Source organism: Hymenobacter sp. H14-R3, from assembly GCF_030063445.1.
Taxonomy (GTDB): Bacteria; Bacteroidota; Bacteroidia; order Cytophagales; family Hymenobacteraceae; genus Hymenobacter.
Genome location: NZ_JASITD010000001.1, coordinates 318,343 through 343,689 on the forward strand (window position 1 = coordinate 318,343; position 25,347 = coordinate 343,689).

A 25,347-nucleotide genomic window follows, 5' to 3' on the forward strand; every position below is an offset into this window, starting at 1 on the left:
GCTCCGCATGACTGCGTCTCTTTTTATCCCACCCTTATTATTTCTCTTTCTATGGCCGCTTCTGCCGTAGCCGCGCCGTCCGATTCGCTGCGTGTCAAGCCCCGCCTCAGCTTCTGGCAAATCTGGAACATGAGCTTTGGCTTCCTAGGCATCCAGTTTGGTTTTGCCCTGCAAAACGGCAACATGAGCCGGATTTTTGAAACCATGGGGGCTAAGGAAGACCAACTGGCCTTTCTGTGGCTGGCCGCGCCCACCACGGGCCTGCTCATCCAGCCCATCATCGGCTACCTCTCCGACCGCACCTGGAGCGCGCGCTGGGGCCGGCGGCGGCCGTTTTTCCTTATTGGGGCCATCTGCGCCTCGCTGGCGCTGCTGGTAATGCCCCACGTATCGGCCCTGTGGATGGCGGCCGGCATGCTCTGGATAATGGATTCGAGCATCAACATTTCGATGGAGCCCTTTCGGGCGCTGGTAGGCGACATGCTGCCCAGCAACCAGCGCACCACCGGCTTCGGGGCCCAAACCTTCTTCATCGGCATTGGCGCAGTAGTGGGGTCGCTGCTGCCCTACATTTTCACCAACTGGCTGCATTTCAACAACGTAGCCCCAGCCGGCGAGATTTCGCCTTCCCTGAAATACGCCTTCTACACCGGCGGCGGCGTGTATTTCCTGGCCGTGCTCTGGACGGTTATCCGCACCCGCGAGTACCCGCCCGAAAATCTGGCCGCGTTTGAGGCCGAGAAAGCCCGCACCGCCGGCTTTTGGAACGGGGTGAAGGAATCGTTTGCCGGCATTTCCGACATGCCGCGCACGATGCGCCAGCTAGCCATCGTGCAGTTTTTCAGCTGGTTAGCACTCTTCTCAATGTGGATTTACGCCACGCCGGCCATCACCAGCCACATCTACCACACCAGCGATACCACCTCCAAGCTCTACAACGAGGGCGCCGACTGGGTCAACGTGTGCTTCGCGGTCTATAACGGCATCTCGGCGCTGGCGGCGTTGGGGCTGCCCATCATTGCCCGCGCTACCAGCCGCCGCGTCACGCACCTGCTGTGCCTGGTGGCCGGGGGCCTGGGCCTCATCTCCATCTATTTTATTGGAAATGTGCCCGTTACGAGCTACGTAGACTTTGCCGGCTTGCACGTGCGCTCCGCGGCCCTGCTGCTTTTGGTGCCCATGATTGGCATTGGCATTGCCTGGGCCAGCATCCTGAGCATCCCGTACGCTATGCTGGCCGGGGCCCTGCCCACCAACAAAATGGGCTACTACATGGGCGTGTTCAACTTCTTCATTGTGCTGCCCCAAATGCTGGCCAGTGTCACGCTGGGGTACTTCACCAAGCACCTGTTTCACAACGACTCCTCCCTCACCCTGGTGCTGGGCGGCTGCTCCATGATACTCTCGGGCCTGCTCACGCTGCGCGTGCACGACGCCGACGACATTCGCCTGCCCAATAACATGTCACCCGCCGAAAACCTGGCCTACGATGTACTGGCTAACGCTAACCCAAACGTATAATCGTCAGTCAATCAATAAGTAATAAAAAAAGCCCGCTACGTCAGCGGGCTTTTTTTATTGGCTGATTACTCGTCGTGGCCCGGCAACGGCACCTCGGGCGCGGCCAGGGCGGCCTTGGCCTCCGCCGCGACTTGCAGCCGCGCGGCGCCCGAGGGCTGCTGCGGCAGCTTGCCCAAATCGGGCTGGCCGGCATCAACCCAGCTCGTGTACCAAAACGCCCCAATGAGCCGTGCCGCGTAGCGCAACTGCCGCTCCACCTGCCCATTGAGCCGCCGGTGATACGCCTGGCTAAACTCCCGCGAATACGTGCGGATAGTCTGGTTGCCGCGCTGCTCGTAGCCGTATTTGCGGTCCTCGGCCAGCTCGGCCGACACGGCGCTTTCCATCCTGAACACCGAATCGACGGCCGCGTGGGCCCGCGCCACGGCCGCCCACGCAGCTTCGATAGGCTGCTCCAGGTAAGGGGCCTGGCCCGTGAGCAGGTCGTAGTCAGCGGCTTGCAGCTCGGGCAGGCGCGACTCCCAGAGGGCATGAATACCGCGCTGGCCCGTAAGCTGGCCGTTGTAGTTGCGGGTGGTGTGCAGCGGCACGCAGGCATCGGCTACGTAGTGCCCCAGGTCGGCGGCCAGGTACAGGATGCGGTCGGTGTCGCCGGCCTGGAAGGCGGCCGTGAGCTGGCTTTTCATGCTGGCCACCTGCCAGGGCACGATACCGTGGCGCAGCAGCGAGTCTTCGCCGCCGGCCAGGGCCACGGCATCGGCGTAGGCGCGGGGCAGGCCGTGGGCGGTGAGGGCACTGTCGCCGTACACGTCCACGTCCATGAAGTGGCGCGGGGCCTCGGTGGGCACCACCGTGCGCCGCGAGTCGGGCCGGGTCGCGTTGGCAGTCAGGTACTCGATATTACCCTTGAAAAACGGCAGCATCTCGGGCGGCAACGTGTACACGGCCAGCCGATTGAGCAGCCGATGGCCAAAAAAGCCCCACGCCCGAGCCGGCGCACCAGGCCAGCCCGCCAACAGTAACAATAGCAATAGTTGTTTCTTCACGGGCCAAAAGATACGCGCCTGGTCCTTAAACTAAGGCCGGCTGCGCAACGCTAGCCCGAGCTACTGCTCATGGCACGGCCATATGCCAGTAAAAACGCAAAAAACTGGCATACCCCCAGGGATATGCCAGTTTTACTGTCCTATCAGTTTTACTAAGCTACTGAGGCTACCGCCGCCCGCCGCCACTCGGGAATTTCATGCGGTATTCGTGCTTTACATCGCCCTTGCTGATACGCGAAAGCTTACCTTTCAGCAATTGCTTTTTGAAGGCGGAAAGCTTGTCCGTGAACAAGATACCTTCCAGGTGGTCGTACTCGTGCTGGATGATGCGGGCCGCCATGCCGCTGAAGGCTTCCTCGTGCACCTGGCGGTTTTCGTCCTCGTAGCGCAGCACGATGTCGGGGCAGCGCTGCACCATTTCGCGCACGCCCGGTATGCTCAGGCAGCCTTCTTCAAAGCCCCACTGCGTACCGGTTTCGCTCACCAGCTGCGGGTTGATAAAGGCACGCTTGATGGGCGTTTCGGTGATTTCGTCGGGCGCGGCTACTTCCACGGGCTCGTCGTCCTCGTCGTCGTCATCGGGGGTCAGCATGGGGCCCGAGTCCATCACGAAGAGGCGCACGGTGCGGCCGATTTGGGGGGCAGCCAGGCCCACGCCGTGGGCCTCGTACATGGTTTCGTACATATCCTGCACCAGCTTTTGCAGCTCGGTAGCGGGCAGGTCGGCGGGCAGGTCTTTGGCGAGGGTTTTGAGAACGGGGTCGCCGATGGCAACAATCGGGAGAATCATGCGTGCGAAGGGGATGCTAAAAATGACTGAAGAATAAGCGCCGCGCTCACCTTATCCACGGTGGCTTTGTCTTGGCGGGCCTTGCGGCCCAGGCCACCGGCCAGCATAGCCTGCTTAGCCAGCCGGGAGGTAAAGCGCTCGTCGATTTCGTGGATGGGCACGGCGGGCAGCTCGCGGCGCAGGCGGCGCAGCAGGCCCACCACGGCACTAGTCGAGTCGGTGGGCTCGTTGAGCAGCGTGCGGGGCATGCCCACCACCACGGCCGCCAGCGGCTCACGCAGGTGGTAGTCGAGCACAAATTTCACTAAGTCCTGACTATGAATGGTATCCAGGGGCGAAGCAATGAGCTGCAACGGGTCGGTAATGGCCAGCCCCACCCGTTTGTTGCCGTAGTCGATGGCCAAAATGCGGCCGGGAGTGGGAGTAGCCATAAGCAAGCGCGGTAAACCACAAAGATACGGCTCCGTGGCAGGGCCGGTTGGTAGCCCGGGGCAACCCGGTCTCCAACCAGCCGCTTAAGCTTAACCGTAAGTTGCCGGGCATTTTGTCTTTTACCGAGAAAATGTGTGCGCCTACCTGGAAAGCCGACCCATTGGCCGTCACCAGCGATTGGTTGTGCTGGCCAGGCGGTAGATTTGGGTGAGTAATTGACTTTCTTGCTGCTTGATTTAGAATTATACGCTCTGCGGATTCGCTTATGCCCGCTCCGTTACCATCGCCCGGCGATGTTTCCCCCACTGCGTCAGCCTCTTCCCGCCAGCGGCGAGGCCGCCGGTTGTGGCTCCTTCCCGTACTCACGCTGGGTATTGGTATTATATTGGGTACCAATCCTTTCCGCCCACACACGGAAAACCCCGACGCAACGGCGCGCGGTTACCTACGTTATAAAGAAATACTTACCTACATTGACCGTGACTACGTCGATTCGGTCGATGCCGACGGGCTGACCAACTACGCCGTGGCGCAGCTGCTGGGCAAGCTCGACCCGCACTCGGTTTATATCCCGGCCAAGGACCGCGACCAAGTGGATGCGTTCCTGCAAAGTAGCTTCGACGGGGCCGGGGTCGATTTTAACTTTTTCCGGGATACGGCCACCGTCATTGCCACGCTGCCGGGCGGCCCGGCCGAGGCGGCGGGCCTGCTGCCCGGCGACCAATTGCTGCGCGCGGGCACCCAGTCTATTGCCGGGGCGCACCTCAGCACGGCGCAAGTCATGCAGCTGCTGCGCGGCCCCCGGGGCAGCGCCCTGAGCCTGCTGGTGGCCCGGCCCACGCAGCCGCAGCCGCTCGCTATTCGCCTCAACCGGGGCCGCTTGCCCAACAATTCCGTGGAGCCCGGCGCGCTACTGGATGACAGCCAGACGGGCTACATCAAAATCAATCGCTTCGCGGCCAACACCTACGAAGAGTTTAAGGCCCAGCTCGCCGACTTGCAGCGCCAGGGCCTGAAGCGGCTGGTGCTCGACCTGCGCGGCAACCCCGGCGGCTACCTCGACCGCGCCACGCGCCTGGCCGATGAGTTTATTGCCGGCTCGCGCAAAATCGTATATACCGCCGGTAAAGAAGAGCAGTACAACTCCCAGACCTACGCCCACGTGGCCGGCGACTGGGAGCAGCAGCCCTTGGTGGTGCTAGTGGATGAGAACAGCGCCTCGGCCGCCGAGGTGCTGGCCGGGGCCCTGCAAGACCACGACCGCGCCCTGCTGGTGGGCCGCCGCACCTTTGGCAAGGGTTTGGTGCAGCAGCCCATTGCCCTGCAAGAGGGCGGCGAACTGCGCCTCACCGTGGCCCGCTACTACACGCCGGTGGGCCGCTGCATTCAGAAGCCCTACGGCCCCGACCGCGCCAGCTACAACCGCGAACTCACCGAGCGCCAGCAGCACGGCGAGCTGAACTCGGCCGACAGCGTGCGCGTGGCGCCGGGCCCGCAGTTTCGCACTGACCACGGCCGGGTGGTGTACGGTGGCGGCGGCATCACGCCCGACGTGTTCGTGGCCCGCGACACAGTGCTGCACTCCGCTTATTACACCCGCCTGCAAAACCTGGGCGTGCTGCACGCCTACGCGCTCACCTTCTACCAACGACACAAAACCGAGTTGGCGGGCCTGCGCTTCGCGCAGTACCAGGCCGTGTTTCGCGTCACCGATACCGAGCTTGATGGCCTCGTGCGCCAAGCCGCGCTGGCCGGCATGCGGCCCAACCCCGTGGCGCTGCGCCGCTGCGCGCCCGCGCTGCGCAACTGCCTCAAGGCCAACATTGCCCGTAGCGCATACGGCCCCGAAGCCGCCCGCGCCATTTTGCGGGAGGATGACCCGGAGCTTCAGCAAGCCCTGCACGTGGTGCAGGACAGCACCGCGCAGCTGGCGCTACTGGGTGATAAGTAGGGCTTGCGTAAAAGCCGTTTGTCATTGCCGCGCTTCACTGCGTTGCGCTCGCAATGACAAACGGCTTTTACGCAAATCTTATCTTGTTTGAATAAATTGAAAATCAATTACTTAGCGACCGCCACCCGGTTATAATAATCCAGCATTTTGGCTACCTCCGTAGGCTGGTCGTAGCGCAGGTGGCGGGCAGTGGCAAACGTGCGTACCTCTTCAGCGCGGCTGCCGCAGAGGCGTAGCACGGCTGCCTGCGTGAGGTCGAGCGGGTGCAGGGGCTCGGTGCCGCCAAGCCCGGGGCCGGCTACCAGCACTTGCATGAGGTAGTGACTGGCCGGCTCGGCCACAGTGGGCAGCCAGGCCAGTAGCAGCGGGCCCGAGTCGATGGTGGTGAGCACCTGCACGGCCTCGCGGTGCGGGGCCTGGCGGCCAGCCTGCACCAGGCGGGCGCGGTAGCGCTGCGCCAGGGGTGGGGCATCGGCCGCCGCGCCGGTGGGCAGGGGCGCATCGTCGTCGAGGCCCAGGTCGAAACCCCGGATGGCGGCCAGCGGCCAGTAATGCGTGCTATCGGCCTGCACCGAATCCTGCGCTTGCAGCACCCGCTGGCCCACGTGGTAGCGCAGGCCAGCCAGCAAGATGCGGCGGCCATCGAGGGTACGCAGGTAGCCGGCTTCGTAAGTGCCCTTGGCCAGAAACTCGGTGGGGTGCTGGTCTAGTTCGGCCCGCAGGCGCAGCGCGGCGGCCGGCAGGTTGGCTTCGCGGTAGAGGGCGCGGCTGAGGTCGGGCCGGCTGGCCTGGCCCCAGGCCGGGGCACACGCCGCCGCCAGTAGCAGGATAAAAGCTAATTTCAACTTTAGGCAGAAGTAAAGAGAGTGAGGCCAAATATAGGTCGCTCAACCCCCTAGCTCCCTATCGGTTGCGGCCGTATTGCTCGTGGCTACTCACCCAATCGCTGCTGCTGATGGCGGCTCCCAGGCTCAATTCACCAGCCAGTACCACGCCGGCCACAATTTCGGCAAACTTATACACCGTGCCCTGGCCCACGCAGCCTAGCATGCGCAGGCACTCGTTTTGGGTGGCCAGGCCGGTGCCGCCGCCGTAGGTCGCCACAATCAGCGACGGAATGGTAATGTTGATGTACAAATCGCCTTCCTTCGTCACCTCCGAGTACAGCACGCCGGCGCTCGACTCGCTCACGTTGGCCACGTCTTGCCCAGTGGCGATGAAGAGCGCCGTAATGCCATTGGCCGAGTGCGCGCCGTTGTTGTTAGCCCCTGACAGAAAGGCCCCTACGTTGCTCACCTGCCCGTGGTAGGCCAGCTGCTCGGGCGTCACGCGCATGCGCTGCTGTAGCACCTCGCGCTTGATTACGGCCTCGGCCACTACGCGCTTGCCGCGAGTGCGCATTACGTTTATCTGGCTGGCTTTCTTATCGGTAGCGAAGTTGGACTCCAGGTAAAAATGCCGGATGGGCGCACCCTTGTAATGCTCCAAAATCCAGGAGCAGGCCGCAAACGTGGCGCGGCCCACCATGTTTTGCCCCGCCGCATCGCCGGTCGAGAAGTTGAAGCGCAGGTAGGCAAACTTGTTACTGAGGTAGGTATCAATGTATTGCAACTTGGCAATGCGCGACGTGCTCTCGGCCAGGGGCCGAATCTGCTCCAGGTTTTCGGCCACCCAGCGGCCAAAGTCGCGCGCGCCCCGCGCATCATCAAACACAAAGACCGGGGCCCGCTGCATCGCATCGCCGATGACGGTGCATTTTACGCCGCCGCATAGGTTAAGCACTTGGATACCACGGTTATAACTCGCCACCAGCGTACCCTCGGTAGTAGCCAGCGGAATGAGGAAATCGCCCTGCGCGTGCTCGCCATTCACGGTGAGGGGGCCGGCCAGGCCCACCGGCACCTGCGCCACGCCCACAAAGTGCTCGCAGTTGCCCTTGAGGTCGTGCGGGTCAAACGAATAATTCTTTAAGTGACTGAATTCCTGCTGGGTAAACTCTTCTGCAAACTGCTGCCGGGCCTGAATGGCCGCCGCGGCGTAGTCGTCTTCGTCGGAGCGCGGGATGCGTACCCGGCCGTCTGGGCTGCCAATGGTGTCTTCTACCTCCACCGTGAGCTCGCCAAAGGCATCGGTCCCGAACTGTACTTGCAGCTGGTGCACGCCCTCGGCCAGCGCGGGCATGTCGAGCACAAACGTAACAACACGACCTATTGGCAAGTCAACTGCCTGGCTGGCTGCATCTATGCCAGCACCCGGCCGCAGCTCACCCGCACCCAGGTCGAGGGTGATGCGGGCGGCGGGCACGGTCACGTCGCCCAGCTTCACCTGCGTCAGGCCAGTCAGGCGCGCGGTATCGAGGCGGTTTTTAATGCTGAACGCCACGCCCCGGCCCTCGGGTAGGTTGTGGAGGCTGCCCCGGTTGTAGAGCAGTTTGAGAAGCAGGGGGCTGGGCGTAAAAACCATGGGCGGGCAAGAAAGAACAGGTGGGAGAAAACAAAGCCAGGCGGCGCGCGTCTGTGGGACGGCAAATTATCGCCCAGACGCCGCAACTAAGCAGAACCACAAAATTGGCTCATTTAACAGCTTTTTAGGCTGAATAACGATGAAAAGATAGGTTATGAGCACTAAAACCGAATCCCGCCCGTAAACTTCGCTACCCGGCCCCTAGTTATAGGCCGCACGGTACGGCGGCAGAACAGACAATATTCATTCCTCGCCACGCAGTGCGGACGTATCTTTGCCCTTTCATTTGAATTCCAGGGCGGCCGGAAGTTATTTCCGCCAACTTTTCCCTCTATGGCATCTTTATCCGATTATCCGCGCTTCACTCTTGGCCAGGAACTGACGGCCGAGCAGCGGGCCTTCTTTTCTAAATACGGGTTTCTGCATTTTCGGCCTTTTGCCTCGCCCGAGCAGGTACAGCTGTATCTGCAAGCCACCCAGGACGTGCAAGCCAACTGGCTGGCCAACAGCGTGGATAAGGTAAACGGCGTTCCCATCAAGTATGGCAAGGATGTAGATGGCGCGCCCATTGTGCAGCGTTTTGCTTTCACCTCGCAGCACAGCCCCGTGCTGCACGAGCTGCTGCAAGACCCCCGCTTTGAGGCCCTGTTTCCGCTGCTGGAAATGCCCGGCGGCCGCGTAGGCGAAAACGAGCGCGATGGCCTGGTAGTGAACCACTACGTGAACATAGAAGGCTCCGAATTCAGCCAGATGGGCTGGCACACTGATTCGCTACGCGATGTTTTTTACGGCAAGCGCATTCGCCCCATGCTCAATGTGGGCCTGCACCTCGACGGCACCAAGGCTACCAACGGCGGCCTGCGCGTGATACCCAGTACGCATCACCAGGGCCTGGGCAAGATGCTGTTTCGCAAGAAATACTACAAGGACGTTTTTTACGACCCCAACGAGATTGCCATCGAAACCGAGCCTGGCGACCTCACCGTGCACGATGGCCGCATGTGGCATCGCGTGGCGCAGTCGCCCCTCATCGGGCCCGAGTCGCGCCGCCGCGTGATGTACGTGCCCATCATAGGAGGCAAATACCAGCCTAAGAGCGAGGAAAGCCCCACGCCCTTTTACCTGCGCTTCCTGCACCTAGTTAAGTAGTAAATGAGTAGGGGAGCAAATGAGTAAGGTGTTTCACTTTATTCATTTGCTCCCCTACTCATTTACGCACCTACCACCATGCCTTTTGCCCTCATCACCGGCGCTTCGCGCGGCATTGGCCGGGCCCTGGCACTGGGCTTGGCCCAGCGCGGCTACGACCTCCTGCTGGTGGCCCGCTCGGCCGACCAGCTTCGGGCGCTGGCCCAGGAAGTGGAACTGCGCTACGCGCGCCAGGCGCAGGTGCTGGCCCTCGACCTGACGCAGCCCGATGCCGCCGCCACTGTGGCTACCTGGGCGGCCCACCAGGCCCCCGCAGGCCTGGGCGTGCTCGTCAACAACGCGGGCTACGGCCTGTGGGGCCGCTTCGAGCAGCTCAACTTGGAAGAGCAGCTCAATATGCTGCAACTCAACCTTACGCTGCCCGTGCAGCTCACCTATGCGTTGCTGCCGCTGCTGCGCCGTGCCGCTAGGGGCTACATTCTCAATGTGGCCAGCACGGCGGCCTACCAGGCTGTGCCTTCGCTCACGGTGTATGCGGCCAGCAAAGCCTTTGTTCTCAGCTTCAGCCGCGGGCTACGCTATGAGCTGAAAGGCAGCACAGTGTCGGTTACCTGCCTCAGCCCCGGGGCCACCACCACCGACTTTGGCAACCGCGCTGGCATGGGCACGGAGCTGCAAGCCGTGGCCAATAAGGTGTCGATGACGGCCGCGCAGGTGGCCACTGTCGGCCTCAAAGCCCTGTTTGCGGGCCGGGCCGAGTTCATTCCCGGCGTGCTCAACAAGGTATCGGCGGGCCTCACCAGCGTGGTACCCAAGCCAATTGTGGAAAAAATAGCCGCTGGCATCTACGAAAAGTATCTCTAGAGCCGCTACGCAGCTTCGGCACGCACCCCGAGGGGGCCGCGAGATTGGCTTAGCTGCCGGTTTTGCGGCCCTTTTTCTGTGGGCCGCCCATGTAAGCGACCATAAACTTCGTGGTTGGCAGGCTACTTTTTTGGGTAAAGAAACGCGCACTTTCTACCGTAGCCGAGTAGAAGTGATAGTATTTCCACAAATGCCGGAATTTTACACATTATTTTTACTACTGATAATCAGTACTTTATCTTAATTTGATAAAAGTAAGTGTTAGCTCACCCGCATTTGGTGAGCTAACACTTACCGTGTTTTAGTTTCCTGTCGTACTATTGTATCACTAAGCAGCTAGCGACTCCCACCCCGCTAGCTGTCACCACTCTACTAACCGGCCGTCGTCCCACCCCAGCCGGTTCACATGCTACTCTGTTGCCCGGTTGTCGTCCCACTCCAACTGGTTCCATTTCACATCCTGATTACCCAGCCGTCGTCCCACCCCAGCTGGTCCACTCCTCTGTCCCGCCCCGGCCTGACAGAGTCTGAAAGTTTCTCAACCGGCCGATTTGGTAATTCCGAATCGGCCGGTTTCTGTTTGGCAGCTAGGTAGTTGCGCGTAGTTATTCGGAAATAAGCCGGGTGGGGGCCGCTTTGCCGCGGTTATGCCCGAACTTTGCACCTTCGTTATAATGGCGGCTCGTTGCGGGTCGCTGCCCCATTCTACCTCCGCTGTTTATGATTACCCGCCGCCAACACATTGCCGATGTGGCGCTGCAACTGTTTGGAGAGAAGGGGTTTGAGACTACCTCTACTCAGCAGATTGCCAAGGCCGCCGGCGTTTCGGAGGCCCTGATTTTCAAGCACTTTGGCTCAAAAGACCAACTGCTCGACTTTGTTATTAAGAGTGGCTACCAGCGCATTATTGAGCACAACCGCGGCGGCCTGACCGAGACGGATGCGCTCACCTTCATTCACAGCGTGATTGACCTGCCCTACAAGCTGGTGCTGGAGGAGCCTTTCTTTTGGAAGCTGCAATACCGGCTGGCCGACCACGAAACGGCCCAGCAGCAGCACGAACGCTTTATGCGCCCGGTGCCGGCGCGGCTGCAAGTGGCGTTTCAGGAGCTGGGCTACCCCCAGCCGGCCAAGGAAACGCGCCTGCTGCTGCTGCTCATTGAGGCACTTTGGAAGATAGAGGCCAACAAACCCGACGAGCACGCGCGCGAAATGCTCGACTTTATCAAGCAGAAGTACGAGCTGCAACGCTGAGGAGCGGGCAGGCGGCTGCTTATTGCCGGCTCATCTACTCCTGAGCTGGCCCGTGGGCCGGCAACCACCGCGATGCCGCACCTGCTGCTGATTCAGTGCCCCGACGAGCGCGGGCTCATTTACAAGATTACGGGAATGCTGTACGCGCGTGGGCTCAACATTCTGCGCAACAGCGAGTTTGTGGAGCGCGAGGGCAGCCTGTTTTTCATGCGTACCGAATTTGAACTGGCCCACGCCCACGACGCGGCCCCGCTGCTGGCCGAGTTGCGGGCGGCCCTGCCCGCCACCGCCGACGTGCGCCTGACCGACAACCGCAAGAAAAACATTGTGCTGCTGGTGACCAAAGAGCACCACTGCCTGAGCGAGCTGCTGGTACGCCACGCATTTAATGAGCTGAATACCAATATTTTGGCTGTTATCAGCAACCACGAGGTGCTGGGTGGGCTCACGCGGCAGTTTGGGCTGCCCTTTCACTATCTGCCGCACGAGGGGCGCAGCCAGGCGGCGCACGAGGCCGAGTTGCTGGCGCAGCTAGCCAGCTACGCGCCCGACTTAGTGGTGCTGGCCAAGTACATGCGCATTCTATCGCCGGCGTTTGTGGCCCCGTACGCCAACCAACTCATCAATATCCACCATTCGTTTTTACCGGCGTTTGTGGGGGCCAGCCCCTATGCGCATGCCTACGCGCGGGGCGTAAAAAAAATTGGGGCCACGGCGCACTTCGTGAACGAGGAGCCGGACCAAGGGCCGATTATTGCGCAGAGCGTGATACCGATTGACCACACCCGCAGCGCTCGCGAGCTGGCCCAGGCCGGGCGCGACGTGGAGAAGCTGGTGCTGGCCCGCGCCCTGCAACTGGTGCTGGATGAGCAGGTATTTGTGCACCGCAACAAGACTGTAATTTTCGCTTAAGGCAGTTTGCCGGCGCAGGTGCACCTGGCAGAAAATAGTGCTGAAAACAGCCGTAATCATCACCCGCAGGGAAGCTAACGGGCCGCAAAACGGCCCTAAAAATGGCTTTTTGGTGATTTTTTGCGTATCTTGAAGGGTTCACCATCTCGCTAAGGCTTATGTCCCGCACCTTAATCGTCTCTAATCGCCTCCCCACCAAAGTTCTTCGCAATGATGACGGCCTCACGTTTCAGCCCAGCGAAGGCGGGCTTGCAACTGGCCTCGGCTCCATCTATAAGCAGGGCGAAAACTTGTGGATTGGCTGGCCGGGACTGTTTGTGCAGGATGCCGCGGAGGAAGAATATATCCGCACTGAGCTGCGGGCCGACAACATGGCCCCGGTGTTTTTAACGAAAGCCGAAATCCGGGATTTTTACGAAGGCTTCAGCAATTCTACCCTGTGGCCTACCTTCCACTATTTCAGTGAGTTTGCCACCTATGAGCAGTCGCATTGGGATGCTTATGTGCGGGTAAACGAGAAGTTTTGCGCCGCCGTGCTGGCCCAGGCCGGCCCCGAAGACACCATCTGGATACACGACTACCAGCTGCTGCTGCTGCCCGAAATGCTGCGCAAGGCGCGGCCCGAGGCCAGCATCGGGTTTTTCCTGCACATCCCGTTTCCGTCGCAGGAATTGATACGGGTGCTGCCCTGGCGCGAGCAGTTGCTGCGCGGCATGCTGGGGGCCGACCTCATTGGCTTTCACACCTTTGGCTACCTGCGGCACTTCCTGAGCGCGGTGTCGCACCTGCTGGGCTTGCCGGCCCAGAACGGCCAGATTGAGACTGCCAGCCGCACGGTGCGCGTCGATGCCTTTCCAATGGGCATTGATTATGAGCGCTATGCGCTGGCGGCGGCCTCGCCCGAGGCCCAGGCCCACGAGGCAGTGTACCTGGAGGCGCTGCGCGATACGCGGGTGATTCTGTCCATCGACCGGCTCGACTATACCAAGGGCATTGCGCAGCGGCTGCGGGCGTTTGACCTGCTGCTGCAACGCTACCCCGAGTGGCGCGGGCAGGTGAGCCTCATTATGCTGGTGGTGCCCTCGCGCGACCAGGTGGCGCAGTATGCGTCGCTGAAGGAGGAGATTGACGAGCTGGTGGGCCGCTTCAACGCGCAGTACCGCACCATCGGCTGGAACCCCATTCTGTACTTCTACCGCTCGCTGCCGCTGGAGGAGCTGGCGGCCCTGTACCGCCTGGCCGAAGTGGCCCTGGTGACGCCCATCCGCGATGGGATGAACCTGGTAGCCAAAGAGTACGTGGCCAGCAAGATTGACCAGCGCGGGGTGCTTATTCTGAGCGAGCGCGCTGGCGCGGCCCGCGAATTGTCGGACGCCATCATCATCAACCCCACCGACATGGGCCAACTGGCCGAGGCTATGCACGAGGCCTTGGTGATGACCGAGGACGAGCAGGTAGCCCGCATGACAGCGATGCAAGCCTTGGTAAAGCGCTACAATATTTTTGCCTGGACCAAGCTCTTTATGAATCAGTTAGCCTACACTAAAATGAAGCAGCACACCTTGGCCACCGAAATGCTGACACCCGTGGTCACCACCCAGCTCCTGGCCGACTACCACGGCGCCAAGCAGCGCCTGCTGCTGCTCGACTACGATGGCACGCTGGTAGGCTTTCACCCCAACCCCCAGCGCGCCGAGCCCGACCAGGAGCTGCGCCTGCTGCTGCGGGCGCTGTCGGAGCTGCCCGATACGCGGGTGGTTGTCATCAGCGGGCGCGACCGGGCCACATTAACTAAGTGGCTGGGCCACTTGCCGATAGACTTTATTGCCGAGCACGGCGTGTGGCTGCGCGCGGCCGGCCAGGAGTGGGAGCTGTTTCAGGCGCTGCGCAACGACTGGATGCGCGACCTGCGCCCGGTGCTGGAGCTATACGTGGCCCGCACCGCCGGCTCATTCATTGAGGAAAAGGATTTTTCGCTGGTGTGGCACTACCGCCGCGTCGATACCGACCTGGGCGAGGTGCGCGCCCGCGAGCTGCTGGCCCACCTATCCTTTATGACCGCCAACACCGACCTGCAAGTGATGGAGGGCAATAAGGTGTTGGAAATCAAGAACGCGGGCATTAACAAAGGCACGGCGGCGGCGCGCTGGCTGGCAGCCAACCCGGTCGATTTTATCCTGGCCCTGGGCGACGACCGCACCGATGAGGACACCTTCCGGGCCATGCCGCCCGAGGCCTACACGGTGCGCGTGGGCGCGGGGGTGCGCTCGCTGGCGCGGTTCAACATCTCGTCCCCTACTGAGGTGCGGCAGCTGCTGCGCAAGCTGCTGGTGTAGGTTATTCCACCGCAGAAGCCGCAGCGGGTTGCGCAGAAGCGCGGCAGAGGATATTCTTCTGCGGCTGCTCTGCGCAACCCGCTGCGGCTTCTGCGGTGAAAACACTTTAGCTCACAACTTTCGTTTGCCGCACCTTTGCTAGCCTATGCCCGATTCTTCCTCCCGCTACGCCCGCGCGCTGGCCTGGTTCGACCACGTTTTCATCCAGCCGCTGTACACGGCGCGGGTGCGCCGCCTCATTCTGCAAAGCTTCCCCTTCTGGATTGCCTCGCTGCTGACCGGGCTCATGGCCGTAGGCTACGAAAAGGTGTTTGGCTGGGCCGAAGAGGTCAGCTTTACCTGGCTGCGCCGCGAGCCGCTGCTGGCCTTTGGCCTCACGCCGCTGGCCTTTCTGCTTTCGTGGGCGCTGGTAAAGCAGCTGGCCCCGGCGGCGCGGGGCAGCGGCATTCCGCAGGTGATGGCCGGCATTGAGCTTTCTAACCCTGCCCAGCACCGCTACACGGCGTATTTGCTGAGCCTGCGGGTGGCCAGCGTGAAGGTGGTGAGCAGCGTGGTGCTGCTGCTGGGCGGCGGCGTAATTGGGCGCGAGGGGCCCACGATTCAGGTGGCGGCGGCTATTTTCCGGGCCATCAACCGCTTGCAGCCGGCGGGCTGGCCGCAGCTTTCGCGCCAGATTGCGCTGGTAACAGGCGGGGCGGCCGGCCTGGCGGCGGCCTTTAATACGCCGCTGGGCGGCATCGTATTTGTGGTGGAGGAGCTGACCCAGATTCACCTGTCGCGCTTTCGCATGGCCGTGTTTAGCGCCGTTATTATTGCCGGGCTCACGGCCCAGCAGTTTCTGGGCTCTTACCTGTACCTGGGCTTTCCGAAGATAACCTCGCCCGCCGGCTGGTACCAGGTGCTGGTGATGGTGGCGGCCGTGGCGTGCGGGCTGGCGGGGGCGTTTTTTGCCAAAACGCTACTCTGGGTCAATGCCTACCGCAAGCGCTTTGCTACATCGCTGGCCCAGGCCGGCTGGGTAGTGGGCTGCGGGCTGGCGCTGGCGGCGCTGGCCTATGCAGTAGGCCCCGATGGCGTGGGCACGGGCAAGCCCATTATCAACCGGCTGCTGTTTCAAAACAACGGCCTCACGCCGGGCTACCTGTTTCCGGCGCGCTTTGTGGGCATGGCCCTGAGCTACAGCAGCGGCGGGGCGGGCGGCGTGTTTGCCACCTCGCTGAGCGCGGGCGCGCTACTGGGCGACGGCGTGGCCCGGCTGGCCGGCGTGGCCGTGGCCGACCGCAACCTCATTATTCTGGTGAGCATGGTGGGCTTTCTCACGGGCGTGGTGCGCTCGCCGTTTACGGCCGCTATTCTGGTGCTGGAAATGACGGACCGGCACTCGGCCATTTTTCAGCTGCTGATTGGGGCCATGCTGGCCCAGGCCGTGGCCGCGCTAGTAGACCCGCATTCGCTCTACGAGCACCTGCGCCAGGGCTTCATCCGCGAGACGCTGCACCGCAACGACGGCCCCGCTCCGCTACCAGCCGCGGTGCCCCCGCAGCCCTAATGCCGAGCCAACGCTAGCAACTAATAACCTCGACGGCAGGTAGCCGTCAAGTTACGGAATGAGTTTATTTTCTTTTTCAGCAGCGCTACTAACCCTGGCGGCCCTTTTTTCTTATTTGAACACCCGTTTTTTTCGCCAGCCGGCGGGCATTATGTTTCTGCTGCTGGGTGTGGTAGCGGCGGTGGGTGTGTTGGCCGGGGGCGGCATTGTGCCAGGCTTTACCGGGGCCGTGCGGGCCACGTTGGTGCAGTTCGATTTCACGGAGTTTTTGATGGGCTCGGTACTGAGCTTCCTGCTCTTCGCCGGCTCGCTGCACGTGCGGGTGGAAGCCCTGAAGGAGGTTTGGCGCAGCATTGCCGCTTACTCCACGCTGGGCGTATTGCTGGCTACGGCGCTGGTGGGCCTGGGCACCTTTGGGCTGCTGAACCTGGCCGGGGTGCACTTGCCCCTGCTGCCCTGCTTGCTGTTTGGGGCCCTCATTGCGCCCACCGACCCCATTGCGGTGCTCGGCATTCTCAAAACTACTGACCTAGACAAGAACATTGAAACCAACCTGGCCGGCGAGTCGCTCTTCAACGATGGCTTTGGGGTAGTGGTATTCGTGACCCTGCTGGAGCTGGCTACGCCGGGCAAAATGCCGAGCGCGGGCTCGGCCGCCTTGCTACTGCTGCGCGAGGCCGGGGGCGGGCTGCTGGCCGGGGCGGTGCTGGGCTACGTGGGCTACCGCCTCATTCGCACCGTTGACCACTTCCAAACCGAAGTAATGGTGACGCTGGCCCTGGTAATGGGTGGCTACGCGCTGTGCCACGCGCTGCACGTATCGGGGCCGCTGGCCATGGTGGTGGCGGGCCTGGCCATTGGCAACGTGAGCCGCAGCGAGAACGTGTCGGACACCACCCGCGAGTACCTGGAGAAGTTTTGGGAGGCGCTGGATGAGGTGCTCAACGCCGTGCTCTTCGTGCTCATGGGCCTAGAGCTGGTCGTGATTGGCTTTAGCCCGTTTTACCTGGGGCTGGGGGTGGTGGCGGCCGTGCTGGCCCTACTGGTGCGCTACGTGGCGCTGGCGCTGCCCACGCGGCTGCTGGGCCTCTCGCGCCAGATGCCGCCGCGCACACTGATGATTTTGAGTTGGGGCGGGCTGCGCGGGGGCATTTCGCTGGCCTTGGCGCTGGGCCTGCCCGATAACCTGCACCCCGAGGTGTTTGTGCCGATGACGTTTGCCGTGGTGCTGTTTTCAGCCGTGGTGCAAGGCCTCACGTTGAAGCACCTGTTGGGCTGGCTCACCCGCGTGCCCGCCTGATGGGGCTCGTGGCTCCGTCGTTGCTCCTTATTTCCGTTTCTACCTATGTCCCCCACCCACCACTACTTCTCTAATGCCGTTGGCTCGGTCGATTACGTGCCCGACGGTGGCTACCTGTACCTGCACTGGTCGGGCGCGCCCATGACCGGGCCGGAGTTTCGAGCCCTTTACATTCACGCCCACAACCTGTTGCGGCGCTACCCGCTGCGCGGCATCCTGGCCGACCACCGCGCCATGCCCGTTGCCCCCACTGCAACGGACCGCGAATGGCTGCTAACTACTTGGCTGCCGGCCGTGCTGGCCGACACCCATTTTGAGCGCTATGCCGTGGTGCCGACCCTGGAGCCGGCGCATCGCCTGCACACGCCGGCCGTGGCCGAGCAGCTGCGCCAGCTGGTAACCACAGCCTTTTTTGAGGAAATACCTGCCGCCGCCAGTTGGCTGCGGGCCGTCCCGGAGGAGCCGACTCCCCTGTAATTCATTGCCCGATGCTGGCTACTCTTTGGCGCTTCCTGCGCACCCGTTTCCTGCTAACGGACGACATGGCCGAACCGGCCGAAATCCAGGCCGATGTGGAGGCCGGCATTGCCTTTCAGGGCACCAACCTGTGGGTTTTGATTTTTGCCATTCTGGTAGCTTCAGTGGGGCTGAACGTCAATTCTACGGCCGTCATTATCGGGGCCATGCTTATTTCGCCGCTCATGGGCCCCATTGTGGGTATTGGCTACGGGGCGGCCACCATGGAGCTGGAGCTCATCCGGCGCGGGGCCAAAAGCCTGCTCACCGCCACCGTACTGAGTTTGGCCGTGTCGGCGCTCTACTTCCGCCTCACCCCCCTCACCGATGCGGGCTCCGAACTGCTGGGCCGCACCCACCCCACTACCTGGGACGTGCTTATTGCCCTGTTTGGCGGGGCGGCCGGGGCCATCGGCCTCACCCGGCGCGAGCACAGCAACGTGATTCCGGGCGTGGCCATTGCCACGGCCCTCATGCCGCCGCTGTGCACGGCGGGCTACGGGCTAGCCACCGCGCACTGGGCTTATTTTGGCGGGGCCATGTATTTGTTTTCGATTAACTGCGTGTTTATCAGCGTGTCCACGTTTTTAGTTATTCAAATTCTGCCCCTGCCCCACCACGAGTTTGAAACGGCCCGCAGTGCGCGGCGCGTGCGCAATATCATCTGGACGCTGGCTTTGCTCACGGCCGCGCCCAGCGTGTACCTGGCCATTGGCATTGTGCGCGATGGCACCTTCACCCACAACGCCCAGCGCTTCGTGGATGAGCAGCTCAATCTGCCCGGCACCTACGTTGTTACCTCGCGCATAGGGGCCACGGCGCGCACCGTTAACGTGCTGCTGGCTGGCCAGCAGCTCACTCCGGCCCAGCTGTGGACCGCCCGTGCCACACTAGCAAAATACCGCCTCGATGGGGCCCAGCTCACTGTGCGCCAGGGCCTGGCCCGCGTGGACTCGGCCGATGCGCAGGCCCTGCGCGCCAGTGTGCTCGAAGACGTGCGCAGCCGCAACGAGCAAACCATGGTAGGCTACGAGGGCCGCCTGGTGCAGCTCCAGCAGCAGCTGGCCCAGGCCGATAGCCTGGCCACCCCCAGCCTGCCCTCGGCCGCGGTGCTGCTGCGTGAGGTGCAGGCCGAGCACCCCGCCGTGCGCCAGCTGGGCCTGAGCCGCCTCGTGCGCCCCGCCGCCGACTCGCTACGGGCCGATACCACGGTGGTGGTGGCCTTGCGCGTGCGCCAGGCCTTGCCCACCGCCGAGCAGCAGCGCCTGGCCAATTGGCTGCGGGTGCGGGCCGGGGGCCGCCAACCCGTGCAGCTGCTCGTAACGGCCGATACCCCGGCTCGCGTGGCCAAGCGGTAGCGGGCAGCTTTTACCGGCAAAAATAAATCAAACTTATTGATTTCGAGAATTATAAGCAGTCTTTATCGTTGGGCTTCTTGTTTAATACCCAACGCATTTTTTATCAGTAACCTCTTCCTATTATGAATACTTTCTTTTCCCTCGCTCTGGTTGCCGTGTTGGGACTAACGCTGCGCAGCTACTCGCTGGGCCACTCCGTCAGCAACGACTTGAAATCCAGTAGCCCCGCCGTGGCTAGCCAGGCCCAAAGGGTAGTTGACATCCGGCAGTAGGTAGATGCGCAGGTGAGAGAACTCAGCGACCATAAAGATGAGCTAAAAGACGCGCGAAAAGCCCCGGGACACTCGGTAAAGATAAAGGCGATGTTAAACAGCAGCAATGCAAGGCCCTAAAGCAGCAGCCCAATGGTGCCAGGCAAAACCTGAGGGGATAAAAACTCAGGTGAAGATGTAATCGTAACCAAGCCATCCCTTGTTTTTTATTAAGGCGCGCCCAGCTGCGCGCCGCCGTGGCTCTCTGGCATGGCTACCCCAGGCAGAGCGGGCGTAACCTTAGTAGTCGCCGCCTAGCCCATCTCCTTTTACGCTATCAATGAGGCACTTACTAACCGGGCTGCGCTACTTACTTGCTACCCTGAGCGCGCTGGTGCTGCTGCTAACCCTGGTTTCGGTGGTGCCGTCCACCAAATGGTGGGTGCAGGTGCTGGGCTTTCCCCGGTTTCAAGCGCTGGTGGTGCTGGCCGTATGCCTGCTGGGGTGGCTGGCCCTGAGCTGGCCCGCCCACCGGCGGGTACGCTGGGGGCTGCTGCTGGGGTGCGGCCTGGGGCTGGTGGTACAGGCTTCCTTTTTGTGGCCCTACCTGCCCTTTGCCCCCAAGGCCGTGCCCGCTGCCCCCGCCACTGCAACCACGCGGCTACGCATTTTGGTTATTAATGTGTTGATGACCAACCGCCAGGATGCCCGCCTGCGGCAGCTGGTGACCGATACCCGGCCCGACGTACTGCTGGCCCTGGAGCCCGATGACTGGTGGGCGCGGGCGCTGCGGCCCTTGCAGCCCAGCTACCCCTACCGCGTCGAGCTGCCCCGTAGCGATGCCTACGGCATGATACTTTACTCGCGCCTGCCGCTGGCCCACACGCAGGTGCAAAATCTGCTTCAGCACGGGGTGCCGTCCATTCGCACGCGGCTGCGGCTGCCCGATGGCCGCCAGGTCACGTTTCTCGGCATTCACCCCACGCCGCCCGTCCCCGATACCTACCCCGATGGCGTGGGCCTGCGCGGCGCGGCGCTTGAAAAAGTGACCAACCTAGTGCGGGAAAGTGAGCGGCCCGCCATCGTGGCCGGCGACTTCAACGACGTGAGCTGGTCGGGCACCATTCAGCAGCTCACCCACGCCGGCGAGCTGCACGACGTGAGCCGCGGCCGCGGCCTTTTCAACACGTTTGATGCCCGCTCGCACCTGGCCCGCTGGCCGCTCGACCACTTTTTTGTCAGCACGCCGTTTCAGGTAGTGGAGCTGAAGCGCCTGGCTGATGTGGGCTCCGACCACTTTCCGCTGTACATTGAGCTGGCTCTGCCTGATTAATACATAATTACTTGATAAACAGACACTTACACATTTACCTTCTTTAACCCACCAACCATGACACCTCCTTTTTCCTTTGCTACGGCCCTGCTGCTGGCCAGCACCCTAGCTTTCACCGGCTGCCAATCGGCTCCCGAGGCCCCGGTAGCCGCCGACCTCAACTCGGCTAACCCGGCCGTGGCCGGGCAAGCCCGCAAAGTGCAGGAGCTATCCACCCAGATAGAGCGCCAGAAGGCCGTTATCGAAACCGAAAAAACCAAGCTCACGGCCCTGGAGCAGCAGCTGCAAGGGTCGCAGCAAAACCTGGACGGCATCAAGAAAGAGGTGCGGGCTAACCCGTAACGCCAGTAGCTACTTGGGCCGGTTGGCCGGGCGAGTGCGGTCAAACACGAGGCCCAGGGCCAGGTTTTGGCTGTATTGGAAGCCCTGGTCCTGGTTGTAGTCGTAGAGCGCAATGCCGCCCAGGCTCACGTTGAGCCAGGTATTGACCTTGGCCGTGAGGGTGAGGTCGAGGCGGTGCGAGGTATCGACCAGCCGGGGCCGGGCGTAGTCCACAAACAGCACGTAGCGCACCTTGAGGTCGGCATTGGGGCCCAGGGGCTGCTCTAGCTGCGCCAGGGCCTGAAAGCCAACCTGCCAGAAGGTAGAATGGCCGGGCTTCACGCCGTAGATGGTGGTATCGGCCGGCAGGCGAAAGCGGTCGGGCTGGCGCACTATCGTCACGCGCGGGGCCACCGGGGCCAGGCGCAGGTTGAACCGCTCATTGGGGTGAAACTCGGCCCCAAACGAGCTGGTGAGGTAGCCGGGGGCCAGAAAGCTGGAGATGAGCGTGGCGTAGCCATCGTCGGCGTAGTTGTAGCCGGGCGCGAACTGCGAGAGCAGGTTCAGGGCCGTGAACAGGCCCCACTTCTGGGTGAGGTCGTAGCCATACTTGGTGTCGAGGTAGAGGCGGTCGTTGGTTTTGCGGTAGCCCCCGCCCTCCCCCTGGGTGTACTGGCCGGCATACAGAAAATCGGCTTCCCCGTTCCAGTTGTGGTGGCCGCGCTGGTAGCGGGCCGTGCCATTCAACAACAGGCTGATACCCAGCGAGCTGGTGCCGCCACTTTTCCAGTTTTTTGAGAGCAGCGACTCGTTGGCGTTGAGGCCCGCCCGCAGGTGGGTAGCCCAGTAGCGAATGCTGTCGGCGGGCAGCGCGGCAGACGTAGCAGACTGGGCGGCGGCCGGCAGGGCCAGGGCCAGCAGCCCAAGGGTAAAGAGTTTAGGCATAGCGCAAAGCAGGCAAAACGGCGGGTGGCGGCCACCACAACGGGGCTGGCTCACAACCCCGTTGTGGGTGCGCCACTAAAGATACCGCCCCATAAATAGCAGGAAAAATACAACCTTTTCGCAGGGTTTTGGCTAAAAGGCTCAATAGTTCTTCATGCAGTCTCGAACAGGCTATTTCTCAATTCTTTATTAGCTGCCTGGGGCCGCTGGCGGGCGGGCAAGCCATGCCGCGCCAGCATGCCCCCTTTACCCTCCCGAGTTATGGATTTTTCAATTGCCTGGCAAAAAATTGTGCAGATGGGCCGCGACTTTATGTCCCTGCTGCCCAATCTGCTCATCGGGATAGTCGTGTTTGTGGGGTTCATTTTTGTGGCGCGGGGCGTGCAGTCGCTGGTCGAGCGGCTGGTGCACAACCGGGGCCAGAGCCAGAGCTTGAAGCTGCTGCTGAGCCGGTTATCGTACGTAGCGGCGCTGATTCTCGGCATCCTGGTCACGGTTACGATTATGGTACCCGGCTTCACGCCGGCCAGCCTGCTGAGCGCACTGGGCGTGGGCGGCGTGGCCATTGGCTTTGCCTTCAAGGACATTTTTCAGAACTTCCTGGCCGGCATTCTGCTGCTGATTACGGAGCCGTTCAAAATCAACGACCAGATTCAGTACAAGGACTTTGAGGGTACCGTCGAAACGATTCAGACGCGGGCCACTACCATCAAAACCTACGATGGCCGCCGGGTAGTTATCCCGAATGCTGAGCTGTTTATCAACGCCGTAACCGTGAATACGGCCTACGAAATGCGCCGCCTGCAATACGACATTGGGATTGGCTACAGCGACGATATTGGCGAGGCCCGCAAGCTCATAGTGGCGGCCATACGCAGCGTAAATGGCGTGCTGGCCGACCCCGCGCCCGAGGCGCTGGTGGTAGACCTGGCCGGCAGCAGCGTCAACATCCGCGCCCGCTGGTGGATTAACCCACCCCGCCGCGCCGACATTATGGGCGCGCAGGACCTGGTACTGGAGGCCATCAAAAACACGCTCACCGCCCACGGCATCGACCTGCCATTCCCCACGCAGCAAATATTGCTGCACGACCAGACGGAGGTGACCGACGGCGACCGCAAGAGCCAGCGCGAAGGCTGGCCCGCCGGCAAGAGCGAAGTGCCCCAGTCGCGGGCCGCCGCGCAGCAGGAGCACCGAGCGGCTGCGGCCGCGCAGCGGGGCGCCGAAACGCCCGCTAGCCAGGCGGCACCGGCGGAATAGTGCTGCCCGCCTCGGCCCCGGTGCGCATGGCGCGGTAGTGGGGCGACATAATTTCGACTCCGGCGCGGGCAAACGCATCCTGAATGTGCTGGTGCAGCAGCGAATACAGCCCGGCCTGGCGGTGCGGCAGCTGGGTGTAGGCATTGAGCTGGTAGGCAACGTAAAAATCGTCGAGGCTGGTTTGCAGCACGAAGGGAGCGGGGATGGCCTCTACGCCCTCGGTGGCGCGGGCGGCGGCCAGCAGCAGCGCGTGCACCTGCGGCCAGGGCACGTCGTAGCCGATGGTGATGGTGGTGTGCAGCACCAGCCCCTCGTGGCTGGCGGCGGCGCTGTAGTTGACGGTGTGGCCCGAGAGGATGTTGGAATTGGGGATAGTTACGTCCTCGTTTTTGGTGGTGCGCACGCGCGTTACCAGCAGCGTTTTTTCGAGCACGTCGCCCGTTATTTCCCCTATTTTCACCCGGTCGCCCACCTTGTAGGGCCGCATGTAGGTGATGACGATGCCGGCAATAACGTTGCCAATGGCCGAGGTAGAGCCAAAGGAAATAATGAAGCCCAGCAGCACCGAAACCCCCTGAAAAACCGGCGAATCGGACCCGGGCAGGTAAGGGAAAATGACGATGAACATAAACACGTAGAGCGCAAAGCGCAACAGGTTGAAGGTTGGCAGCGCCCAATCGGGGTAAAAGCCGTCGACAACCAGCTTGCCCGCCGCCACCTCGCCCGCCAGAAAGCGCAGGAAGCGCACCGCGTAAGTTGTGAAAAAGTATATCACAATGATAGTGAGCATGTTAGGCACGTAGTATACCACACTCAGTACCACGCGCTGCACCGGCCCCAGCACGTAGCCCAGCAGCTTGCGCGAGATGCCCTCCGTCCACGGAAACAGCCCAAACAGCACCGGCAGCGCCAGGTACAGCGTGAGCACCACCAGCGCCAGGCGCAGCAGCTTGAGGGCCGTGCGCAGCACTTCCAGTTGCCGCTCCTGGGTCAGCAGCTCGTAGCCATTGATGCGCCAGGGCTTGAGCGGACTACCGCGCCAACGCAGAATACGCTGATTGATAGTGCGAAAGAAGCGGTTTAGCCCGTATATCAGGCCCACCAGCATCACGATTGTGAGCGCGGCCAGGCCCCCGCGCTTCAGTAGCTCGGGCAGGCTGTTGGCCTGCCGGGCCGCTACCAGATGGGTGCGCAAAATGGCCAGGTACTTTTGGGCCACGGCCGGCCGGGCAAGGCCCAGGGCCTGCGCTTCGGCCACCCCAACGCTGAGTAGCTGCTGGTCGCCATACACGATTTCCGAATCCTGCTCGGCATCGACCACGAGCAGCGAGTCGGGCGTGAACAACGGGGCTTTCAGCAGGCCATCGAGCCGGCGCTGAATGGCATCGGCCCGCTCCTTTGGCCCGAAGGAGCCTACCCGGCCATAAACCCGAAACAGGGTATCGGCCGGGGGCAGCACCACGGCGGCTCCGGTGGAAGGGGCCGTGGCCAAAGAATCGGACACTTGCGCAGCCGCTTGCAGGCAAAACAGCAGCATGCCCAGGCAAAATAGAAATCGGAACCTCATGAAAAAAACAGGAATGAAGCGCTTGGCGAACAGCAATGCTGGCCAAAGGCAGCGGGGAAGATAAAACGGCTACGTATGGAAGCGGCAAGCAAAGCCTGGTTAATTATCACTCATAATAGTTAACTACCTTATTTATAACACTTTATAAGCACGTGCCAACTAGTGCAGATGCAGCGGCAGCCGATTTGAAAGCAGCCCACCAGCTGGCGCGTGCGCTGCGGGCGGGCCA

Annotated in this window: 22 protein-coding genes; 15 read left to right on the forward strand and 7 right to left on the reverse strand. The window is 62.0% G+C overall.

Going from position 1 to position 25,347, the window contains the following annotated elements; translation table 11 throughout:
* Nucleotides 1-51: 51 nt before the first annotated feature.
* Nucleotides 52-1,521 carry an MFS transporter gene (locus QMK33_RS01510; RefSeq protein ID WP_283562773.1) on the forward strand — a complete coding sequence of 490 codons (1,470 nt, stop codon included), beginning with the start codon at nucleotides 52-54 and terminating at the stop codon, nucleotides 1,519-1,521.
* A gap of 65 nt (nucleotides 1,522-1,586) precedes the next feature.
* On the opposite strand, the gene QMK33_RS01515 is transcribed toward QMK33_RS01510, so the two are convergent.
* From QMK33_RS01515 to ruvX, 3 genes are all read right to left on the reverse strand, one after another.
* Entirely contained in the window at nucleotides 1,587-2,567 is a 981-nt protein-coding gene (locus QMK33_RS01515) for a zinc dependent phospholipase C family protein (protein WP_283562774.1), read from the reverse strand.
* 166 nt (nucleotides 2,568-2,733) lie between these two features.
* A complete protein-coding gene (gene def, locus QMK33_RS01520) occupies nucleotides 2,734-3,357 on the reverse strand; it encodes a peptide deformylase (protein WP_283562775.1) in 624 nt (207 codons plus the stop codon).
* Complete coding sequence (gene ruvX / locus QMK33_RS01525; protein ID WP_283562776.1) at nucleotides 3,354-3,788, reverse strand: Holliday junction resolvase RuvX; 435 nt, start codon at nucleotides 3,786-3,788, stop codon at nucleotides 3,354-3,356. The genes def and ruvX overlap by 4 nt, the downstream gene beginning before the upstream one ends.
* 386 nt (nucleotides 3,789-4,174) lie before the next feature.
* Between ruvX and QMK33_RS01530 the strand changes: the two genes are divergently transcribed.
* Nucleotides 4,175-5,740 (forward strand): S41 family peptidase, encoded by a 1,566-nt coding sequence (locus QMK33_RS01530; protein ID WP_283562777.1) that lies wholly within the window; start codon nucleotides 4,175-4,177, stop codon nucleotides 5,738-5,740.
* A 107-nt stretch (nucleotides 5,741-5,847) separates the two neighbouring features.
* Here the strand turns inward: QMK33_RS01530 and QMK33_RS01535 are convergent, their stop codons facing one another.
* Nucleotides 5,848-6,585, reverse strand: coding sequence for a hypothetical protein (locus QMK33_RS01535; protein ID WP_283562778.1), 738 nt, complete (start codon nucleotides 6,583-6,585; stop codon nucleotides 5,848-5,850).
* Nucleotides 6,586-6,643: 58 nt separating this feature from the next.
* On the reverse strand, nucleotides 6,644-8,203 hold the full coding sequence (locus QMK33_RS01540) for a hydroxymethylglutaryl-CoA reductase (RefSeq protein ID WP_283562779.1): 1,560 nt from the start codon (nucleotides 8,201-8,203) through the stop codon (nucleotides 6,644-6,646).
* 333 nt (nucleotides 8,204-8,536) lie between these two features.
* Here QMK33_RS01540 and QMK33_RS01545 point away from each other — a divergent pair, with 333 nt between their 5' ends.
* The 12 genes from QMK33_RS01545 (at nucleotide 8,537) to QMK33_RS01600 (ending at nucleotide 21,367) form a co-directional block, all read left to right on the forward strand.
* Nucleotides 8,537-9,352 carry a phytanoyl-CoA dioxygenase family protein gene (locus QMK33_RS01545; RefSeq protein ID WP_283562780.1) on the forward strand — a complete coding sequence of 272 codons (816 nt, stop codon included), beginning with the start codon at nucleotides 8,537-8,539 and terminating at the stop codon, nucleotides 9,350-9,352.
* A gap of 78 nt (nucleotides 9,353-9,430) precedes the next feature.
* Complete coding sequence (locus QMK33_RS01550; RefSeq protein ID WP_283562781.1) at nucleotides 9,431-10,216, forward strand: SDR family NAD(P)-dependent oxidoreductase; 786 nt, start codon at nucleotides 9,431-9,433, stop codon at nucleotides 10,214-10,216.
* A 720-nt stretch (nucleotides 10,217-10,936) separates the two neighbouring features.
* Nucleotides 10,937-11,470, forward strand: coding sequence for a TetR/AcrR family transcriptional regulator (locus QMK33_RS01555; RefSeq protein ID WP_283562782.1), 534 nt, complete (start codon nucleotides 10,937-10,939; stop codon nucleotides 11,468-11,470).
* A gap of 72 nt (nucleotides 11,471-11,542) precedes the next feature.
* Entirely contained in the window at nucleotides 11,543-12,382 is an 840-nt protein-coding gene (purU, locus tag QMK33_RS01560; protein ID WP_283562783.1) for a formyltetrahydrofolate deformylase, read from the forward strand.
* 158 nt (nucleotides 12,383-12,540) lie between these two features.
* Nucleotides 12,541-14,718 (forward strand): bifunctional alpha,alpha-trehalose-phosphate synthase (UDP-forming)/trehalose-phosphatase, encoded by a 2,178-nt coding sequence (locus tag QMK33_RS01565; protein ID WP_283562784.1) that lies wholly within the window; start codon nucleotides 12,541-12,543, stop codon nucleotides 14,716-14,718.
* A gap of 145 nt (nucleotides 14,719-14,863) precedes the next feature.
* Entirely contained in the window at nucleotides 14,864-16,267 is a 1,404-nt protein-coding gene (locus tag QMK33_RS01570) for a chloride channel protein (RefSeq protein ID WP_283562785.1), read from the forward strand.
* 58 nt (nucleotides 16,268-16,325) lie between these two features.
* Nucleotides 16,326-17,567, forward strand: a complete 1,242-nt coding sequence (locus QMK33_RS01575) for a cation:proton antiporter (RefSeq protein WP_283562786.1) — start codon at nucleotides 16,326-16,328, stop codon at nucleotides 17,565-17,567.
* 45 nt (nucleotides 17,568-17,612) lie between these two features.
* On the forward strand, nucleotides 17,613-18,044 hold the full coding sequence (locus tag QMK33_RS01580; RefSeq protein ID WP_283562787.1) for a hypothetical protein: 432 nt from the start codon (nucleotides 17,613-17,615) through the stop codon (nucleotides 18,042-18,044).
* An 11-nt stretch (nucleotides 18,045-18,055) separates the two neighbouring features.
* Complete coding sequence (locus QMK33_RS01585; RefSeq protein WP_283562788.1) at nucleotides 18,056-19,441, forward strand: DUF389 domain-containing protein; 1,386 nt, start codon at nucleotides 18,056-18,058, stop codon at nucleotides 19,439-19,441.
* 122 nt (nucleotides 19,442-19,563) lie between these two features.
* Nucleotides 19,564-19,713, forward strand: coding sequence for a hypothetical protein (locus tag QMK33_RS01590; RefSeq protein WP_283562789.1), 150 nt, complete (start codon nucleotides 19,564-19,566; stop codon nucleotides 19,711-19,713).
* A 319-nt stretch (nucleotides 19,714-20,032) separates the two neighbouring features.
* Nucleotides 20,033-21,025: an endonuclease/exonuclease/phosphatase family protein gene (locus QMK33_RS01595; protein ID WP_283562790.1), complete on the forward strand. Its 993-nt coding sequence runs from the start codon at nucleotides 20,033-20,035 to the stop codon at nucleotides 21,023-21,025.
* A 57-nt stretch (nucleotides 21,026-21,082) separates the two neighbouring features.
* On the forward strand, nucleotides 21,083-21,367 hold the full coding sequence (locus QMK33_RS01600; RefSeq protein ID WP_283562791.1) for a hypothetical protein: 285 nt from the start codon (nucleotides 21,083-21,085) through the stop codon (nucleotides 21,365-21,367).
* A gap of 9 nt (nucleotides 21,368-21,376) precedes the next feature.
* On the opposite strand, the gene QMK33_RS01605 is transcribed toward QMK33_RS01600, so the two are convergent.
* Nucleotides 21,377-22,291 carry a DUF3078 domain-containing protein gene (locus QMK33_RS01605; RefSeq protein ID WP_283562792.1) on the reverse strand — a complete coding sequence of 305 codons (915 nt, stop codon included), beginning with the start codon at nucleotides 22,289-22,291 and terminating at the stop codon, nucleotides 21,377-21,379.
* A 261-nt stretch (nucleotides 22,292-22,552) separates the two neighbouring features.
* Between QMK33_RS01605 and QMK33_RS01610 the strand changes: the two genes are divergently transcribed.
* Nucleotides 22,553-23,551, forward strand: a complete 999-nt coding sequence (locus QMK33_RS01610; protein ID WP_283562793.1) for a mechanosensitive ion channel family protein — start codon at nucleotides 22,553-22,555, stop codon at nucleotides 23,549-23,551.
* Here QMK33_RS01610 and QMK33_RS01615 read toward each other — a convergent pair.
* Nucleotides 23,526-25,118: a mechanosensitive ion channel family protein gene (locus QMK33_RS01615; RefSeq protein WP_283562794.1), complete on the reverse strand. Its 1,593-nt coding sequence runs from the start codon at nucleotides 25,116-25,118 to the stop codon at nucleotides 23,526-23,528. The two genes, QMK33_RS01610 and QMK33_RS01615, sit on opposite strands and share 26 nt — an antisense overlap.
* Nucleotides 25,119-25,347: the final 229 nt, after the last annotated feature.